Origin of the sequence: Nitrosomonas sp. GH22 (genome assembly GCF_009833115.1) — a bacterium.
GTDB lineage: Bacteria > Pseudomonadota > Gammaproteobacteria > Burkholderiales > Nitrosomonadaceae > Nitrosomonas > Nitrosomonas eutropha.
Map to the genome: position 1 here is coordinate 55,495 of NZ_QRCA01000032.1, position 18,741 is coordinate 74,235.

At 49.0% G+C, this 18,741-nt stretch carries 18 protein-coding genes and 2 pseudogenes; 9 read left to right on the forward strand and 11 right to left on the reverse strand.

Translation table 11 applies throughout. From position 1 onward, the window contains the following. Positions 1 to 7: 7 nt before the first annotated feature. On the reverse strand, positions 8 to 1,234 hold the full coding sequence (locus ABF86_RS10010) for a pyridoxal phosphate-dependent aminotransferase (protein WP_011633954.1): 1,227 nt from the start codon (positions 1,232 to 1,234) through the stop codon (positions 8 to 10). Between the two features lie 291 nt (positions 1,235 to 1,525). Here ABF86_RS10010 and ABF86_RS10015 point away from each other — a divergent pair, with 291 nt between their 5' ends. The 3 genes from ABF86_RS10015 to ABF86_RS10025 all read left to right on the forward strand — a co-directional run bounded on the left by ABF86_RS10015 (position 1,526) and on the right by ABF86_RS10025 (position 5,213). Continuing rightward, a complete protein-coding gene (locus ABF86_RS10015) occupies positions 1,526 to 1,909 on the forward strand; it encodes an Mth938-like domain-containing protein (RefSeq protein WP_011633955.1) in 384 nt (127 codons plus the stop codon). A 96-nt stretch (positions 1,910 to 2,005) separates the two neighbouring features. Next, positions 2,006 to 4,381: a phosphoenolpyruvate synthase gene (gene ppsA / locus ABF86_RS10020; RefSeq protein WP_074684821.1), complete on the forward strand. Its 2,376-nt coding sequence runs from the start codon at positions 2,006 to 2,008 to the stop codon at positions 4,379 to 4,381. Positions 4,382 to 4,385: 4 nt separating this feature from the next. Beyond that, the gene (locus tag ABF86_RS10025) at positions 4,386 to 5,213 is read left to right on the forward strand and encodes a pyruvate, water dikinase regulatory protein (RefSeq protein ID WP_011633957.1); all 828 of its coding nucleotides are present in this window, start codon (positions 4,386 to 4,388) and stop codon (positions 5,211 to 5,213) included. A 41-nt stretch (positions 5,214 to 5,254) separates the two neighbouring features. Here the strand turns inward: ABF86_RS10025 and ABF86_RS10030 are convergent, their stop codons facing one another. Beyond that, the gene (locus ABF86_RS10030) at positions 5,255 to 5,773 is read right to left on the reverse strand and encodes an NlpC/P60 family protein (protein ID WP_074684820.1); all 519 of its coding nucleotides are present in this window, start codon (positions 5,771 to 5,773) and stop codon (positions 5,255 to 5,257) included. A gap of 134 nt (positions 5,774 to 5,907) precedes the next feature. Then, positions 5,908 to 7,605: a glutamine--tRNA ligase/YqeY domain fusion protein gene (locus ABF86_RS10035; RefSeq protein ID WP_074684819.1), complete on the reverse strand. Its 1,698-nt coding sequence runs from the start codon at positions 7,603 to 7,605 to the stop codon at positions 5,908 to 5,910. A gap of 278 nt (positions 7,606 to 7,883) precedes the next feature. Here ABF86_RS10035 and lysS point away from each other — a divergent pair, with 278 nt between their 5' ends. The 4 genes from lysS to ABF86_RS10055 all read left to right on the forward strand — a co-directional run bounded on the left by lysS (position 7,884) and on the right by ABF86_RS10055 (position 11,886). Continuing rightward, complete coding sequence (gene lysS / locus ABF86_RS10040; protein WP_074684869.1) at positions 7,884 to 9,392, forward strand: lysine--tRNA ligase; 1,509 nt, start codon at positions 7,884 to 7,886, stop codon at positions 9,390 to 9,392. 101 nt (positions 9,393 to 9,493) lie between these two features. Further along, positions 9,494 to 10,150, forward strand: a complete 657-nt coding sequence (locus ABF86_RS10045) for a hypothetical protein (protein WP_074684818.1) — start codon at positions 9,494 to 9,496, stop codon at positions 10,148 to 10,150. 491 nt (positions 10,151 to 10,641) lie between these two features. Beyond that, positions 10,642 to 11,148 (forward strand): transposase, encoded by a 507-nt coding sequence (locus ABF86_RS10050; RefSeq protein WP_143032838.1) that lies wholly within the window; start codon positions 10,642 to 10,644, stop codon positions 11,146 to 11,148. Positions 11,149 to 11,358: 210 nt separating this feature from the next. Beyond that, positions 11,359 to 11,886 carry a phosphate-starvation-inducible PsiE family protein gene (locus tag ABF86_RS10055; RefSeq protein WP_011633962.1) on the forward strand — a complete coding sequence of 176 codons (528 nt, stop codon included), beginning with the start codon at positions 11,359 to 11,361 and terminating at the stop codon, positions 11,884 to 11,886. Positions 11,887 to 12,048: 162 nt separating this feature from the next. Here ABF86_RS10055 and wrbA read toward each other — a convergent pair whose 3' ends face one another. The 4 genes and pseudogenes from wrbA to ABF86_RS10075 form a co-directional block, all read right to left on the reverse strand. Then, the gene (wrbA, locus tag ABF86_RS10060) at positions 12,049 to 12,672 is read right to left on the reverse strand and encodes an NAD(P)H:quinone oxidoreductase (RefSeq protein WP_074684815.1); all 624 of its coding nucleotides are present in this window, start codon (positions 12,670 to 12,672) and stop codon (positions 12,049 to 12,051) included. A gap of 85 nt (positions 12,673 to 12,757) precedes the next feature. After that, positions 12,758 to 13,387, reverse strand: a pseudogene (locus ABF86_RS10065) (IS6 family transposase). A 171-nt stretch (positions 13,388 to 13,558) separates the two neighbouring features. Further along, positions 13,559 to 16,060: a glycoside hydrolase family 3 C-terminal domain-containing protein gene (locus ABF86_RS10070; protein ID WP_074684814.1), complete on the reverse strand. Its 2,502-nt coding sequence runs from the start codon at positions 16,058 to 16,060 to the stop codon at positions 13,559 to 13,561. A 220-nt stretch (positions 16,061 to 16,280) separates the two neighbouring features. Then, complete coding sequence (locus ABF86_RS10075; protein ID WP_143032837.1) at positions 16,281 to 16,469, reverse strand: hypothetical protein; 189 nt, start codon at positions 16,467 to 16,469, stop codon at positions 16,281 to 16,283. Between the two features lie 501 nt (positions 16,470 to 16,970). On the opposite strand from ABF86_RS10075, the gene ABF86_RS10080 reads away from it, so the two are divergent. Both ABF86_RS10080 and ABF86_RS10085 read left to right on the forward strand, forming a co-directional pair. After that, entirely contained in the window at positions 16,971 to 17,219 is a 249-nt protein-coding gene (locus ABF86_RS10080) for a CopG family transcriptional regulator (RefSeq protein WP_074684868.1), read from the forward strand. Between the two features lie 15 nt (positions 17,220 to 17,234). Beyond that, positions 17,235 to 17,475 (forward strand): annotated as a pseudogene (locus ABF86_RS10085) (helix-turn-helix domain-containing protein); the annotation flags it as partial. A gap of 84 nt (positions 17,476 to 17,559) precedes the next feature. Here ABF86_RS10085 and ABF86_RS12900 read toward each other — a convergent pair. The 4 genes from ABF86_RS12900 to ABF86_RS10095 all read right to left on the reverse strand — a co-directional run. After that, the gene (locus ABF86_RS12900) at positions 17,560 to 17,724 is read right to left on the reverse strand and encodes an aldehyde dehydrogenase family protein (protein WP_240142300.1); all 165 of its coding nucleotides are present in this window, start codon (positions 17,722 to 17,724) and stop codon (positions 17,560 to 17,562) included. Further along, positions 17,697 to 18,071, reverse strand: coding sequence for an aldehyde dehydrogenase family protein (locus tag ABF86_RS12905; protein ID WP_074684812.1), 375 nt, complete (start codon positions 18,069 to 18,071; stop codon positions 17,697 to 17,699). Before ABF86_RS12905 ends, ABF86_RS12900 begins: the two co-directional genes overlap by 28 nt. A gap of 21 nt (positions 18,072 to 18,092) precedes the next feature. Beyond that, positions 18,093 to 18,329: a hypothetical protein gene (locus ABF86_RS12910; RefSeq protein ID WP_240142301.1), complete on the reverse strand. Its 237-nt coding sequence runs from the start codon at positions 18,327 to 18,329 to the stop codon at positions 18,093 to 18,095. Between the two features lie 147 nt (positions 18,330 to 18,476). Then, on the reverse strand, positions 18,477 to 18,741 hold a 265-nt coding region (locus tag ABF86_RS10095; RefSeq protein WP_160803389.1), incomplete at its 5' end, for an IS3 family transposase.

Consider the following 18,741-nt stretch of genomic DNA (forward strand, 5'->3'; position numbering starts at 1 on the left):
GGTAGGATTAGCAGCTGTGACGAGCGCGATAGCGGCCTAAAAACTGTGCGATACGGCCGATGGCTTCGGTTAGATCGTCACTGTTAGGCAGAAATACAATCCGGAAATGATCGGGCTGAGACCAGTTGAACCCGGTTCCCTGAACGATGAGTACCTTTTCTTCCAGTAGCAGATCCAGTGCAAATTGTTCATCATCTGTAATCGGATAATAGGCGGGGTCCAACCGCGGGAACAGGTACAGTGCGCTTTGGGGTTTAACGCAGGTCACGCCCGGAATGTCGGTGAGCAGTTTCCAGGCCAGGTCACGCTGGCGCTTTAGCCGCCCGGTGGGCATGGTGAGATCGTGAATACTTTGATAGCCACCCAGTGCAGTCTGGATGCCGAATTGTGCTGGAACATTGGCGCACAAACGCATGGATGCCAGCATATTGAGCCCGGCAATGTAATCCCGCGCTCGTGTTTTGTCGCCGGAGACAACTGCCCAGCCGGAACGAAAGCCAGCGGCGCGATAATTTTTGGATAAGCCGTTGAATGTTACAAATGGAACATCATTGGCCAACGAGGCAATTGAAGTATGGCGGGCAGAGTCATAAAGGATTTTGTCGTAGATTTCGTCAGCAAAAATGATCAGGTTGTTTTGTCGGGCAATTTCTATGATATCGCGCAACAAATCATCCGGATACAGTGCGCCAGTAGGGTTGTTGGGGTTGATGATGACGATTGCCCGGGTTCTGCTGTTGACCTTGGCTTTTATGTTTTCCGGATCCGGCAGCCAGTCAGATTGTTCGTCGCATATATAATGTCGCGCGATTCCGCCCGCCAGAGAGACTGCAGCCGTCCATAAGGGATAATCCGGCGAGGGAACCAGCACTTCATCATCATTTTCCAGCAGCGCCTGGGTAGCCAGCATGATCAGTTCTGATACGCCATTCCCGACGTAGATGTCATCCATCCGCACGTTGGCGATATTTTTTTCCTGCGTGTAATGCATGATCGCTTTACGAGCGGCGAACAGCCCTTTGGAATCGCAATAACCGGATGCGGCAGAAAGGTTTTGGATGACATCCTGCAAGATTTCGTCCGGCGCTTCAAACCCGAAGGAAGCAGGGTTGCCGATATTGAGCTTGATGATACGATGCCCATCTTCCTCCATCTGTCTGGCACGATCAAGAACCGGTCCCCGTATGTCATAGCAGACATGGTTGAGTTTGCTGGATTTTTTGATGGGTTGCATGGACGGATAGAGAAAATTCTATTTAAAATACGGAAAAAGCATACCATGTTACGCTGATTTTTATTAAAGGACATTTCTAAAAACTCAGCTGTGCGGGATGTGGTGCAAGGCGTATGGGCGCAGCAACGAGATCTGTCAAACAAGTAACAAGTAGATAGGTGAGGCAGGGAGTACCTGCACAACGTTGCTATTTGTCTGGAAAATCAATTGTTAGAAGTGTCCTGAATGAAAATGGTTGGGCTGATTATCCAGCCGGATCAAAGCTGAATTTTTCGTTACGAAAGGATTTATATGAAATTACATCTTTCGGATAACTCCGGTTTGAACATTTTTTCCGGTTACGGAGATGGTTATGTTGCGGTCAATCAGGTGCGGTATACAGATAGCATGATCGTGCTGCCGGAACAAATTGTTGAACACTGGCCAGTAAGCAGTATTAACCAGTTGGAAATGGAGCATTTTGATCCATTGCTGGCAGTGCAGCCGGAAATTATTTTGCTCGGAACAGGAATATCATTACAGTTTCCAAATGCATCGCTGATAAAAAAAATACTGGCTCGCGGAATTGGATTCGAGACAATGGATACGCACGCAGTATGCAGAACCTACAATATTCTGTCGTCTGAAGGAAGGCATGTTGCTGCCGCAATATTTGTCCGACCCCCAGACAGATAGCAATCCATGGTTCGTTCAGGTTATTTATTTTGATAAAAGAAGACGATAGTGCACAGATGTTATCGTATCCGTTCTGTTTTTCAATGAGAGTAAGTTATGGCTGGTCATCCTGACTATATTTTGTGGCTGGATCAGGTAGGTATGAACGATGTGGCGAGCGTAGGGGGCAAGAATGCCTCGCTGGGGGAGATGATCGGCAATCTTTCCCGCGCCGGGGTGAAAGTGCCTGGCGGATTTGCTACGACAACATACGCTTATCGTGAATTTCTCAGGATCAATGATTTGAATGATCGCATCAATCAATTATTGACCCCACTGGATGTTGACGATGTGGAGGCGTTGGCCGTTGCGGGTAAACAGATTCGCTCTTGGTTGCTTGCCGCCACGCTGCCGGATGATCTGGTAGAAGTAGTGACTCGGGCATACCAGAAGCTCATTGCTGATTCGGGTGAGAAAGTATCCTTTGCAGTACGTTCATCGGCAACAGCTGAGGATCTAGCGGATGCCTCCTTTGCCGGCCAGCAGGAGACGCTGCTGAACGTGCAGGGGCTTGATAACCTGTTCAGTGCACTCAGAAGAGTGTTTGCTTCACTTTATACGGACCGGGCGATTTCCTATCGGACCCATCACGGGTTTCATCATGATCAGGTATTTTTATCTGCGGGCGTACAACGGATGGCGCGCAGCGATAAAGGTGCCAGTGGCGTGATATTTACACTTGATACTGAATCTGGCTTTCGGGATGTGGTGTTTATTACTTCTGCTTATGGTTTGGGGGAAACCGTCGTACAGGGAACAGTCAATCCGGATGAGTTTATTGTTTATAAACAAAATCTTAAGGTGGGATTGCCCGCAATTCTTTCCCGCCGGCTGGGAGCCAAGGCAACCGAGATGATCTATAGCGATGAGCAGGCAGGGCAGGCGACCGTGGTACAGCCGGTATCGCCGGAACGAAGTCAGCGTTTCAGTTTGTCCGATGAGCAAATTGAATTATTGGCCCGACAGGCGGTGATCATCGAACAGCACTACAACCGGCCGATGGATATCGAATGGGCACTGGATGGAATAGATGGACAGATTTATATTGTCCAGGCCCGCCCGGAAACGGTGAAAGGTCGTGCCGAGCAATCAGTAGAACAATTTCACCTGAGCGGACGAGGCCCGGTGCTGGTGCAGGGGCGCGCGATCGGCCAGAAGATCGGACAGGGAACGGCGCGGGTCATTATGAGCGCGGGGCAGATGGCCGAGATTCAGCCGGGCGACGTGCTGGTAACGGACATGACAGATCCGGATTGGGAGCCAATCATGAAACGAGCCGCAGCGATTGTGACCAATCGTGGCGGGCGTACCTGTCACGCTGCTATTGTTGCGCGCGAGCTGGGCATTCCTGCGGTGGTCGGGTGTGAGCTGGCCACGACAAAAATCAGCGATGGCCAGGCGGTGACCATATCCTGTGCGGAAGGAGATACAGGTTTTGTTTATGAAGGTCTGCTTCCTTTTCAGCATACTTGTTCAGAGATCAGTAAGCTGCCTGAATTACCAGTCAAGATCATGTTGAATATCGGAAATCCTGCGCAGGCTTTTGCATTTTCACAACTGCCCAATCATGGAGTGGGGCTGGCACGTCTGGAATTTATCGTCGCCAACAATATTGGTATCCATCCCCGGGCCGTGCTGGAATTTGATGCGCTTCCGGATGATCTGAAAGCATCTGTCAGTAAGCGAACGACAGGTTACCCCGACCCGGTGTCTTTCTATATTGAGAAACTGGTGGAAGGTATTGCCACGTTGGCGGCAGCTTTTCACCCACATCCGGTGATTGTGCGTCTATCTGATTTTAAATCTAATGAATACGCGAATCTGATTGCGGGAGATCGCTTTGAACCACATGAGGAAAATCCGATGATTGGATTTCGTGGTACTTCACGTTATCTTGCTGATTCTTTTCGTGCCTGCTTTGAGCTAGAGTGTCGGGCTTTGCGCAAGGTACGTGATGAAATGGGTTTTACCAATGTTGAAGTGATGGTTCCTTTTTGTCGAACCCTGGAAGAGGCGCAGCAGATTACAGAATTACTGGCGGCTAATGGATTAAAACGCGGAAGCAATGGACTACGTTTAATCATGATGTGCGAAATTCCTTCCAATGCTGTGTTGGCTGAAGAATTTCTCGAATACTTCGATGGGTTTTCCATCGGGTCTAATGATATGACCCAGCTGGTACTTGGGCTGGATCGTGATTCGGAGCTCGTTGCTCATTTATTCGATGAGCGTAATCCAGCTGTGAAGCGGCTGCTGAAAATGGCAATTGATGCTTGCCACAAACAGGGGAAATATATTGGTATTTGCGGCCAGGCACCCTCTGATTATCCGGATTTTGCACGCTGGCTGGTTGAACAGGGTATCAGCAGCCTTTCTCTTAATCAGGACACGGTAGTGAGCACCTGGCTGCATCTGGCGGACCGGGAGCAGTAGGGCGATGTTACAACGCAGCGTTTTTTTTCTGTCTGATCGTACGGGCATTACAGCGGAAACACTGGGTCATAGTCTGTTGACCCAGTTCGATGGAATAGAGTGGAAGAAGCACTATGCTTCTTTCCTGGACAGTGCAGCTAAGGTTCAGGAGATCATTGATCGTATCAATACAATTGCGAAGCAGGAAGGCCAGCCATCATTGGTGTTTAGCACATTGCTGGATCCGGTTATCCTCGCTTCTGTCCGTCAGGCTGATTGTTATCTTATTGATTTTTTTGAATCTTGTCTTGGTGTGCTGGAAACGGCACTGCAACAGTCGCCTGTGCGCATACCCGGACGCTCCCATATTCTTGGCCAGGATGCTTCCTATTTTCGACGTATTGCTGCGATTCAGTATGCGCTGAACAGTGATGATGGTAGTAACTCTAAAATTCTTGCCGATGCTGACGTGATTTTGGTAGGAGTATCACGCTCTGGTAAAACCCCAGTGTGTGTGTATCTGGCTTTGCAGTATGGAGTGCTTGCTGCTAATTATCCATTTACGCCAGAAGATATGGGAGTCGTGCGTCTTCCTTCGTTGTTACAACCACTGCGTGAGAAATTGTTTGGATTGACATTGAGCACGTCACGGCTTCAGGCTGTTCGTGTGGAACGGTATCCGGGCAGTCATTATGCTTCATTCGTTGAATGCCAACGTGAACTTCAGTGGCAAAATGAACTGTACCAGCAGTTTAATATCCCGTTTATCGATACTACCGGAGTATCAATAGAAGAGATCAGTGCATCAATTATCAACCGGATGCGGCTGGAAAGACGTTTGTATGGAACCTGAATCAGTACCCATGCCGAATATGACGGGTGATAGTATGATTTTTATATCCTGATGGATTTCCAGTATCTGGATTTCCAGTATGTATTATCCAGGCTGGATATAGTGACTCCTTGACTGGATGAGGCATGAAGAAATTTCTTGCTATCCAGATAGATCCCTACATGCCAGGAATGCCCACCTGTTTTGAAGAACACCAGATCTCCCGGCATAAGCTCATTCCGACTGATTTTTTCACCAAATTCTGCCTGGGAAAGCGCTGTTCTGGGCAATGTGAAGCCGAATTCTTCCTTGAAGATAATTCTGACAAGCGCAGAGCAATCTACCCCAGTGTGATCTGTACCTCCCAATCGATAGCGTGTGCCACGCCATTCCTGATATTGGCTGTACAGACGTTTCCGCACGAAAGACGGATCATTTTCCAGAATTCCCTGAGGAATCGCAAATCCGGATTTATATGAATATCGTGAAATCCCATCACGCGTTGAATCTTTGGGAACCGAGCTGCATCCAGCTATCATACCTGCGCCGAGCAACAGAATGACAATATGTTTTAAGGACATGTTTCAATTCATGTTGTTGGAATAAGAGGCAAGTATAGCAAGAAAATAATCTGGTTGTGAAATAAGAAAGGTTCTTTTTAGCGAATGTCCTGGTAATTTGTCATATATGCAGATGTAATTCACACAATTGCTGATTATCCACTGTGCTCCGGCTTGTCCGTGATTTTCACCCAGGTATTGCGTAGTGATACGGTTCGATTGAATATCGGCTTTCCCGGTTTTGTATCTGCCAGATCAGCTACAAAGTAGCCATGGCGCTCAAACTGAAAACGCTGTTCTGCTTGAGTTTCAAGTAAAGAAGGTTCAACGTACCCGACAATAATTTTCCTGGAATCCGGATTTAACGAGGTTTTGAAATCTTTACCTTCCGTGTCGGGATGTGCGTCGCTGAACAAACGGTCATATAATCTGATTTCAACAGCCTTGGCATAAGTAGCTGACAGCCAGTGAATATTGCCACGGACTTTTCGAGTTTCAGCCCCGGCAGTACCGCTTTTGGTAGCGGGATCGTAAGTGCAGTGAATCTCCAGGATCTTTCCCTGATCATCTTTGACAAGATGTGTGCATCTTACGATATATGCATAACGTAACCGCACTTCTGCCCCAGGTGCCAGGCGGAAGAAGCCTTTGTCTGGCACCTCCATAAAGTCTTCACGGTCAATATAAAGCCGTTTTGTCAGCGGTAGTTCGCGTGTGCCAAGTTCGAGTTTTTTTGGATGATTGGGTGCATAGCAGGTTTCCATCTGATCATCTGGAAAGTTATCTATGACCAGCAGCACCGGATTAAGGACAGCGATGCGGCGCGGTGCGTTTTCATTAAGGTCTTCGCGTAAGCAATCTTCCAGCACTGTCATATCAATCCAGGAATCTGCCTTGCTGATACCGATTCGTTCCGCAAACAAGCGGATTGATTCCGGCGTATAGCCCCGACGGCGCAGACCTGCCAATGTATTCATGCGTGGATCGTCCCAGCCATCTACCAGTTTGTTCTCTACCAGTTCGATCAGTTTACGCTTGCTCATGACACTGTAAGTCAGATTCAGTCGCGCAAACTCGATCTGCTGCGGGTGGCAGGGAACTTTTTCACTTAATTGATCCAGTATCCAGTCATACAGTGGCCGATGATCTTCAAACTCCAGTGTGCAAAGGGAATGCGTGATCCGCTCCAAAGCATCGGAAATACAATGGGTGTAATCGTACATCGGGTAGATACACCATTTATCACCCGTGCGCTGGTGGCGGATATGGCGGATGCGATAGATAACCGGATCACGCATATTGATGTTGGGGGATGCCATATCAATTTTGGCGCGTAGTACGTGCGCGCCATCCGGAAACTCTCTTGCGCGCATGCGCCGGAACAAATCCAGACTTTCTGATGGCGGACGATCACGATAAGGGCTGTTTGTACCTGCTTCAGTCAAGGTTCCACGTAATCGGCGGATTTCATCTGCCGATAGGCTGTCCACATAGGCCTTGTCTTGCGTGATCAGATATTCTGCAAATTCATATAGCTGATCAAAATAATCGGAAGCGTAGTAAAGATGTTCCTGCCAGTCAAAGCCCAGCCAGTGGACTGATTCAATAATGGCATCGACGTATTCCTGAGCTTCTTTTTCCGGGTTTGTGTCGTCGAATCGCAGATGACAGGCGCCGTTATATTCGAGCGCAAGCCCGAAATTCAAGCAAATGCTTTTTGCATGGCCGATATGCAGATAGCCATTTGGCTCGGGCGGGAAGCGTGTCTCTACGCGCCCGTTCCACTTACCGGTGCGGTTGTCTTCTTCAATGATATTACGAATGAAATGAGTAGGGGCTGAAGGCGTGTTCACAGATATTTTTCAGTTGAATTCAATAAGATGTTGATTATTTTCATGGAATAAATGACAGTACATAGATCGTAATATGTGCCCAGGCAGCGTGCGATGCCGTGTAACTGTAAGTTTCCTGCCAGATGGTTTTTCGTGAGCCCGTTAGAATGGAGCAGGTAAAGTAACTATATAATACACGTTGATTACGCATGCGGCAGCGGCTCCAGGATGTCCGTGCCGCTTGGTACGATACAGAGAGATTTTATACCAATAAAAATTACATAAAATTTGGAATAGATATGACCCAGGAAGATACATCCGGTATTTCCCAGGATGAAAACAGCCTTATTGCAGAGCGTTATTCTAAATTGACTGCATTGCGCCAGATCGGCAATGCTTTTCCGAATGATTATCGTCGGGATAGCCTGGCTCGTGACCTGCATGCAAAGTATGATAATGACTCAAGAGAAGAACTGGAAAGTGGGCAGGTTAAAGTAAAAGTTGCAGGACGCATGTTGTTTAAGCGTGTAATGGGAAAGGCAAGCTTTGCAACGATCCAAGATATGAGCGGGCGGATACAGCTCTATATCTCCAATGATCATACCGGAGAATCCGCTCACGAAGCATTCAGGCATTATGATCTGGGGGATATTCTCGGCGCGGAAGGTATTTTGTTCAAAACCAGGACGGATGAATTGTCATTACGGGTTACCCGACTTCGTCTTCTGACTAAATCCTTGCGCCCGCTACCGGAGAAATTTCATGGCCTTATCGATCAGGAACAGAAATACCGGCGACGTTACCTTGATCTGATTACAAATGAAGAAACACGCAAGGTATTCCTGGTTCGCTCAAAAATTATTCAGGCAGTACGTGAATTTCTGGTTAACCGGGGCTATCTTGAAGTTGAAACGCCGATGATGCACTCTATTCCAGGAGGGGCTACTGCTCGACCTTTTATTACGCATCATAATGCATTGGATATGTCACTGTATCTGCGTATCGCACCGGAACTTTACCTGAAGCGGTTGGTAGTGGGTGGTATGGAAAAAGTTTTTGAGATTAACCGTAATTTCAGGAATGAAGGTATATCCACTCGCCATAATCCGGAATTCACCATGCTGGAGTTTTATGAGGCTTATCAAGATCATCATTACCTGATGGATCTGACGGAATCCATGCTGCGTGAAGTTGCGCTGAAGGTGTTAGGAACCACTCGCATTGTCTATCAGCAGCGCGAAATGGATCTTGCCCGGCCTTTTGCCCGGTTGACTGTCATGCAGGCCATCCTAAAATACCACCCTGAAAATTCCGAAGCACAACTTAACAACAGGGATGATTTGATCAAAATTTTGCAGGCAAAGGGAATCGGATTCAATCCGGACAGTGGAATCGGCGGACTGCAATTGGCCTTGTTTGATGAAACAACCGAACATTTGCTGTTTGAACCCGTATTTATCGTTGATTATCCGGCCGAGGTATCGCCTTTGGCACGCCGCAATGATCAAAATCCGGAGATTACGGATCGTTTTGAGCTTTATATTGCCGGGCGGGAAATTGCGAACGGCTTTTCCGAGCTAAATGATCCTGAAGATCAGGCCAGTCGTTTCCTTGAACAGGCCAGGGCTAAAGAGGCAGGTGATATGGAAGCGATGCACTATGACGCTGACTATATCCAGGCACTGGAATACGGATTGCCGCCAACGGCAGGTGAGGGAATCGGTATCGATCGGCTAGTAATGTTGCTGACAGATTCTCCAAGCATCCGCGATGTTATTCTGTTTCCGCAGTTACGCAAGGAAGACTAGACGACAGGTACTGATCCCGTGGTGCGGCTCGGGATTCTTCCTCAAGCACGGGGTGTGATTGCCGATATTACTTTGTTTGTGCCGAGTCATGGAGTTCAACTATGTTTACTGGTTCTCTTGACAAACTGATATTCACCGTGCTGTTCTTGATGATTGGTGCGGGATTAATGAGAGTTGCGCTGGCTTCCGGCGCGCGACAAGATAAGATTGTGAATAGCCAGGAAATAACAGAAGAGTATTCAAAACCCCGTCAACAGGTAAAATCTAGTGTAACAGCTACTACTTCCTCTCCCAACAAGATTGATGGGAGTGCGGGCGGGCAGAAACGGTCAACCTATCGTCGTATATACAGCACCGATGCTTCCAGAACCTTGATTAATCCCGCCCGGCTTCCGGCTGATTATTGCGGAGTAGTGGAACACATCGTCCCCGTCATGCTTAACCCCGCCAATGGTGGCAATACGGATACATTTATTTCAGGGATAGTCGCAGTTCCATTGGGCAGACACTGGGGAAGTTTTTTTACTGAAGTCGATGTCCTGGGTAATAGCAGCTACGTTCCGCCCGAGAGGAACATTGCCGAGCCGATTTATTACAGAATCAGCTTGCTGGCAAATGATGGCAATCGCTATGTGATAACCCAGCAAGTGCCCCCCGGGTTTCAACCGGGAGAGACAATCAGATTCAATGACGATGGTTTGCTGGAGAAAGCTGGTTGTGTGATGCGCGAACCCGATCCGCATCAGCCGGGCCGGTAAATTTTTCTTACGAATTCAGTCTCCTCGCACAATTCGAAGCATTCTTGCCTTCCTTGCCCCTTTACTCAAATAAGCCCTTTTTTATCAGGGAAGAATTCTGTTCTTTCCGTTCCTGTGTTTCTATTTAGTCACCCCTGAAAATCACAATAACAGATTGATTTTTATGAGACACGCTATTATTTATGCTGATCGAATCGACCGGGAATGATAAGACCTGCGTTATTTTTCTGGTCGAAACGGTGATTGTCGATGCTCACTCCGAGTAAAACTTCTCATCAACCTAATTTGTTTGCAACCGATCTTTTATGGCAACTTGATCCTACGGATCCACTGTTGCAACTGGCAAGTGTTGTCCCCTGGCACAAATTTGATGAAGCATTCTCGGTTCATTACAAGAAAGGAACAGGTGCATCTGGCAATTCACCAGCGGGTATTTTGATCTGGGAATTACCGCAACCCTGCTTGTTTGAGCATTATCAGCGTATGGACAAGTGCTGCAGCAACAATCCAAAGACAGCAACAAGCTCTATTCACTGCATGAGCCGCAAGTGTACTGCGTGGCTAAAGGGAAAGATCACAAACAGTACGAATACGGCAGCAAAGCCTCCATTGCCAGCGCTGCGCAAGGCAGTTTGATCGTAGACGTTGCGAGCCATGAGCAAAATATGCACGACAACCATACGCTCCCGGCTATCTTGCATCATGTAGAAGCCTCGCGCGGCAAAGCCTGCCAGGCCAGGCAGCAGTGTGTGATCGCGACTATCGTAGCAAGCGTGAAGTCAACGGAATCCATCGTACTACCGGGCAAGACCCTCAAACAGGATAACTGTTACCAGCGAGACAGAAAGCGCAAGCAATGTAAAAGACGTGCAACCATTGAACCCATCATTAGTCATTTAAAAGCAGATTACCGAATGACAAAAAATGACCTGAAAGGCGCTATTGGTGATCACATCAACCTCTTGATGGCCGCTTGTACCTGGAATTTGAAACAATAGCTGCCTGGCCATCTTTTGGCTGTATTTTCCGTGTGTAAAATACAAAAATCACCCCAATCTTCTGATAAAAACCTTAGTTCATGCGAATTAATCTGAATGAGCAATAGAAAATCAGATGTAATTCCAAAAACTGCAATCAGTAGCAAGTGTTTTTCAGTGGCGACTATTTAGATAAACCCTATAAAGAGTCAAGGAGAGGCGAAATTGAGTATGTGGAAGAACATTGCAAAACAGTGGGACATCATTGCAAAACAGTGGAACATCATGACCTTCTATCAACGCTTCGAAAGCGTGATTGCCCTTTTTCTCACACTGCTGATTACGTTAATTGTTATTGTAGCCACCTTCCGTTTATTTACCGGAGTTATCAGTGGCCTCGTGTTTGGTGCCATGGACCCGCTCGACCATAAAATGTTCCAAAACGTCTTCGGCGAGATCATGACGGTATTGATCGCGCTAGAGTTCAACCATACCCTCCAATACACGGTCACTCGGCAACAAAGCGTCATTCAAACGAAGGTCGTCTTGCTCATTGCCCTGCTTGCGATAGCTCGTAAAGTTATTATCTTGGATCTTAAGGAAATAACTGCCGAAAGCATGTATGGCTTGGCCGCTATAACTCTGGCAATAGGTATTGTCTACTGGTTATTGCGTGAGCGTGACGATCGTCTTCCTCAAACGCAGGCACTACAACGTCCCGAGAATACATCGACAGATGCCGAGAGGCATACAGCCTAACATGTCGTTTAAACGGGACGCCGCAAAAGCGCGGCGTAAGTGTCAGCAATGCGTGGAACATGAGCAAGTCGGCGCACGATCAAAACACCGGCGCTGACTCAGACACTTCCCTTGCACTACTTTAATCATCTGGGACTGAACATATAGCGACCTACTGCGGGTTTACTGATGCCCAGCTGCCTGACCCGTTTTAATCCAACTGGCAATTTGTACAGCTCGCCGCGCTTGATGGCGCGCGGACTCCAGCACTTCGTCTGAAACTGTTACGTCGCGGCTGGCGGTGGCGCTGGCACCATAGGGATTGCCGCCGGATTTATAGATACATTCGTTGGTGTAACCAGGAGCGACGACGATCGCACCCCAGTGATGCATAATATTGTACAAGGTAAGCGTTGTAGACTCTTGTCCACCATGCAAATTTTGCGCGCTTGTCATCACGGTCGCCACCTTGTTGGCGAGCTTTCCAGCGGACCATAAGCCACCTGTGGAATCAAGAAACATTTTCATTTGTGCTGCCACGTTTCCATAGCGTGTTGGTGTGCTGAAAATAAAAACATCTGCCCAATCCAGATCATCCAGGCTTGCTTCTGGAATACCTTGAGCAGCTTTCATATAATTTTTCCAGCCTTCGTTTGATTCCAATTTTTCTGTCGGAATTAGTTCCATAACACGCGCCAGGCGTACTTCCGCGCCCGCTTCTTTCGCAGCATCGGCAGCAGCTTTAGCCAGTTGCAGGTTGTGGCCAGTAAGGCTGTAATAAATGACAGCAACTTTGATGGATTTCATTATAGTGAAACTCCTTATTAAATAGAATGCAATAATTTTTGACACCAAGATGAACATCCGGGATGCGATATTTAACTAAGCGGATTTACTCTGTCAGCATATAAAATTGCTCAGCAAAAGACATCTTGTCAGCTCCTTCCATCATCATCTGACCTTTGCGAATCATGTGCATGAGTTCAATGCCAGCCAAGCTATTTTTAGCGGATTGAAAAGATTTGAATCTGAGCATCGGTTTTGTTATTCGCTTCACTGCCAGATGGGCTTGTTCCACAATATTGTTGAGGTATTTGACCTGACGAACCATCATGAGCATCTCCCTGTTGGCATTGATCTTGTCAATTGCTGCTTTATAGGCGCCATTTTTATCCATCGTGATCCTTTCTCAGGAGCGCCATTGGCTTGCATGGCTATGTCAAAAAAGCATTTGGCATCACGCTTGGCCGTTAATTGAAAGTCGATCGTCTTACCATCCTGTCTACAGTACGATAGAGGTATTTCCAAGTGCCTTTGATCTTAATATAAGCTTTGTCCATCCGCCAGCCGGGTGCTTATGCTTCTTGAAAATTTCCCCCAGTAATGGTAAAAACCAGATTGCCCAACGGTCCACTGTAGAATGATCCACAAATACACCACGTTCCTCTATCATTTCTTCCACGTGCCGGCAACTTAACGGATATGCCGCGTACAAGCGTATACGGACCCGAATCACCTCAATCGAAAATCACATTCCTTTTATAACCAGCATGTAACCTCACCATCTTTTCGATGTCAACAGCCTACTACACAGAAGGTATCTATGATCTCGACGAGGCGTTGAGCGACTTCTCTCCGTATCTGCCGGGTCATCGCAAAATCGGCTTGTGATGACCCGGGGGACAATGGATGGTTACCGGCGCGCCGAGCGATTGTTGATGCGCGGGAAGGCCATGCCCACACGTTGCACAAGCGGCGTCTCAGCGGATGACCCGCCAACGTGCACCCGGTAGGCGCCAGCGTGCGACACCCACTCTCCCTCGGCCCATGCTGCAAGGTTGTCCGGGTCGTCCGGCACGAACGAGGAGAAGGGGTGGTTGGGGGCGGAGGCGTCTATATCAACGGTGATGCGAGCACTCTCATTGGGCTCGAGGAATACCTTCTTGAATCCGACGAGACGTTTGGATGGTTGATTCGCCTGCCGTGGTAGTTCGAGGTAAATCTGCGATGCCTCAGCACCGGCGACAGAACCGGTGTTGGTAAGAGTGTACTCGACCGTCAGTACGGGTACCAGTTCAACGAGCCGACGATAGAAGCGCTGTGGAATGTTTTCCCTGCCGGTGCCCGGAACCGGCACCTGTTCGAACACACGACGATATTTCCGTTTGAGCCTCAGATCGTTGTACTCGAAGGTCGTGAATGAGAGGCCGTGGCCGAAGGCAAACGCTGGTTTGACACCATTGGCCTCGTACCAACGATAACCCATCTCCAAGTTTTCGGAATAGTGGCTGACAAGTTGCGGGCTGCCATCGCCGAGCGGAAATCCCGGGCCGCCGGGCAGACCGTTGTTCTCGCGTGTTCCCGGATACTGCATCTCGGTGGCGAAGGCCGCCTCGTGCTCGCTGGTCGGGAAGCTTACGGGCAGTTTTCCAGACGGATTGATGACCCCAAATAGGATGTCGGCTACCACGTCGCCGTCATCCTGACCCGGAAACCATGCGGCCACAAGGGCAGGTACTAGGTCAAGCCAGTTCATTATCACTCCCCCCGCAGAATACAGCACCACGACGTTGTTAGGATTCGCCGCCGCAACCTCGCGCACGAGTTGATCCTGCTCGACACAAACCTCACCGGCCGCTTTTATGGTCCCGGGCAAACCGGAGTCAGAAGGATCGGACGGGTCCGGGTCGGACGGATCGCCATCACCATCGTTAGTGCACAGCGTAGGCAGCGTGAGCTTCAACAGATCACGTGTCTCGCGCGGATTGGTCCCCACCATGAGGATGACGACATCGGAATTCATTGCCAGATTGACGGCGGATGCGATATCGGTGCCGTCATTGTAGGTCACCGTGGCGGATCCACCGATTTTGGCCAAGGTATTTTCGAGGCCTTGCTTCGGTGTCACCGTGTAGGGCGCCACAACCGTAGTGAGTTCGCTCGGGCTGAGGTTGCGCGGTGGCATGGTGGCCGAACCGGCAAACCACTTGTGGCCGATCAAGGCGATCGATTGGACGTTGGGTTTCAATGGCAGGGTGCCGACGTCGTTCTTGAGCAACGTAATGCCCCCTTCCACGAGTGCACGCGCCTTGGCGGCGTTGGCGTCGAGATCCACATTGATGATCTGGTTGAAAGGATTTTCGAACTGGTCGAATTCGAACATTTTGACGTAGCGCGGCCTGAGTGCCGCGTCGATATGCTGTTCGGTGATATCACCCGCTGCCAGCGCTGCCATGATCTTGTTTTCGGTATAGAACCGCGGTTCGGAGTCGAGTTCGTAACCAACGCCCGCCAGCAACGCATCCACAGTGCTATGCATCGCGCGCCGGTCACTTTCCACCCATCCATCGAAACCCCAACGCTGGCGTAAGGTCTGTACCAGCAGTGCATGGTTGTCGCAAGCGTAAGCGCCGTTAATGTGCGGGTACGCGCACATTATCGATGCGGGCTGGGCATCCTTGACTACCATCTCGAAAGGTAGCAGATAGAGTTCGTGCAGCGCACGGCTGGGAATGTGCACAGCTGCGGTCCAGCGTTCAAACTGAAACTCGTGTTCGTTGCCCGCAAAGTGCTTTGGCTGAGCCTGAACACCCTGCGACTGGATACCCTTGATTTGGGCGATAGCGATGGTGCCGGCGAGGTAAGGATCCTCGCCCGGGGATTCCTGACCACGGCCGGCATACGGCGAGCGCATGAGGTTGATGACCGGCCCCAGTAGTACCTGGTGCGCAAAGGAAAACGTTTCGGAGCCCACCACTTCCCCCCAGCTCTCCACCCGCTCCGGGTCGAAACTGGCCGCGGCCAGCGTCATTGACGGTCCGGCCGTCCTGACGGGCTCGGGCGTGCAAGCGCCGCCGCGGATGCCGTTGCCGTTGTTGATCTCGCGGAAGGTTGGAATGCCCAGTTCGGGAATGCCCGTGATGTGTCTCGCCAAACGCGTGAAGCCGCATTCAGCGATCTTGTTTCCTTGAGCTAGATATGTCCCTGATGGGAGATCTATGTCTTCAGCGCGGTTGCTGATCTGTTGAATCTTCTGTTCCAGCGTCAGCGCGCCGATCAATTGATCGGCGCGCTGTTCCGCACTGGGACCGGCGATCTGTGCGACGGCAGCAGGCGGTGATGCAATTGCGCCAAGTACGAGCGCACCAGCAATCGACAGCAACAGCCGATGCAAGTGGAAGTTTTTACGGTTCATAACAGTTCCCCAAAGATGATCGCTTCGAATAGCGAGGTTGACACTAACATAGTGTGGCACCGTCTCTTCTCCACGTATCGCTGCCAAGGCTATTTTGGCTTTGAATTCTATTGTATTGAATATTGCATACGTGTCTTGCCCATGAGTATGTCTCTATTTATCTCATGTCAGAGCTTAACAACGTGTCCTGTTTTGCTGCTACCACTTCACTTCTTTCCGGTTAAAAAATCCACATGGGAAGAAGTACCCATAGATCAAACATTATGGCCATCAGCCGCATCTTGGGCCACATGACCTTCCAGAATCCTCGCTCCTTGACCTGGCGCAGCTCCTGGATTCCTAGATGAACGCTTTGCGCCTTGTCATCTGCAGGACACCATCCAACCATTTCCGGATGTCTGAATCTCACCGTCCTTCTCAAACACGTAGATCGTCGCCCGGGACGTAGCAAGCCACAAGGCCAGGTAGAGAAAAAGCCCGCCTACAATCGGAAACAGGATGACGATGATGACGAACAGCCATCAGTTGAACGGCCCCCGGGTGGTGAGCGATGCGGTTGTTTCCGTGGAGGTGCAGGGCTTTCACCCCATGTCGACGAGTTCCGATACCTTGACACTAACCTGTTCTTTCATTTTTTCTGCCTCCCTTTTCTGTATGAATTAATATAATTAATCCTTTATGGAATAGCATTATGAACCAGATTGCAGAATCAGCAATAAGTCACAAAAAGGTGTTCCATGAATAGGGACTGCAGAATAACCGGTATGTGTAAATCGGTTCTGTGCGTTAACGCACAGAACCGTACATCATCCATGTGAACGGTTCTTATATTCTTGTTTTTGTGAAAGGAAGTTGTATTTATTCTTCCATTACATGATACATGCATCACAACTACCAAAGTGGAGTTTTTATGGCTCTTTCGATTCGGCTCCCCTATGCTGTGGAAGCCAGACTAAAAAACCTAGCGGCAAAGACTGGGCGAACCAAAAGTTACTATATTACTGAGGCGACCTGTGAGCATCTGGATGACCTCGAAGATTTATATCTCGCCGAACAACGTTTGCGCGACATCCGTGCCGGTAAAATTCACACCATATCAATTTGTAGTAGTCTAATTTGCCTGGATACCTCGATAGGTGGAAAATCTACCGTTCGATGAGCTTTACATCATTACGTCATGGTCAAGCCCCGCCGGAATGGAGCATGAGCTAATTATCAAGCGTACACGCGCTGGGTTGGATATCGCCCGACAGCTTGGTCGCAAGGGTGGACGCAAGCCCAAGATGACAGAGGGCAAGACCGAATCCGCCAAGAAGCTGCTGGCCAGCAGCGTCCTGCCAAGGACGTAGCCAAGAACCTCGGCGTGTCCTTTCCTACGCTGTACCGCTTGGGTGCCAGCCTCGGCACAGGCTTAGCGTACGATTTTTTCTGTTTTCAAAAGCGATCCCAAAATATGTGTCTTTGCGGTTGCTAATGCGTGAGAACCTTATTCCTGAGCATCAAAAAGGATAACGGCGCGGTATGTGCTGAACCGTTATCCACTGGTCGGTCGTAAAAGCCGAAATTGACCAGACTCCATTGAAACAGCCGACACCTGAATTCTTTTCACCGCCAAAAGGGTTGTAAGGCAAATCATTCACTGGTTGATCATTGATATGCGCCATGCCTGATTCGAGTTGTTGCGCGAAACGTGAGCCACGTTCGACATCTTGTGCCAATTCCAGGGGCTGATCACCCCGACAACTCCCACGGGTTTACGATACATGCGGCTTTCCTTGCCGGGGATATCCGCCGGAAGAATTCGGCCTTCCACCAAATAAGGGAGGGTGGTTGCCTCCAGAAGTGCACCATGTACAGCGTTCCATTCCAGATTGGCCTTAATACGTGTGCTACCGGATTCATGAATGATCCACGACGCTATCTCTTCACGTCGTGCTTCCATAATTTGTGCCGCGCGGCGCATGATTGTCGCCCGCTCGCCCGGCATTAATGCCGCCCATTCGTGCTGCACCTCGGCAGCACCGAGATAGGCTTAGTCCATGTCATCGCGATTGGCATGTGGTATTTCAACAAGCGTACTGCCATCATAGGGATTGAGGTCTCGCAAAATCTTTGCTCCCTTGCCGTTGTGCCATTGGCCATTAATGAGTAGCTGGTCGAAATTTGAATAAGGTGATTGGTATTCGGTTTCCATTTCCATTTCCATTTCCATTTCCATAAAGCATTCATTCCTCATGCGTGTTTTTAGAGAAATTGTAGTGGTATCCAAAATTTCTTGATGACTATCGTATTTAATATCTGGCTAGAGCATTTTTAATTTATTTACACATCCACATGAAGCGAAGTAGTTGGCACACTCCTCCGGAGTGAACAGATCCAACACTTTAACGTGGTCAAGTAAAATCGGACACCTCAGTTAAGCTGCTTTTATCGATTTTGCTGCTTCTGCTTCATATTGATTCGGACTTTTGTAATCCAGGTATGAATGCAGTCTTTGGTTATTATAAAACACGGCGATATACTGCAAAATATCCTGCTGTGCTGCATGGCGGGTTTGGTAATGCCGCCATTGGCAGCGTTCCTGCTTGAGGCTGCCAAAGAAACTTTCCGCAACCGCATTATCCCAACAATTTCCCAGACGACTCATACTGCCAATAAAACCGTATGCTTTCAGTAGATTT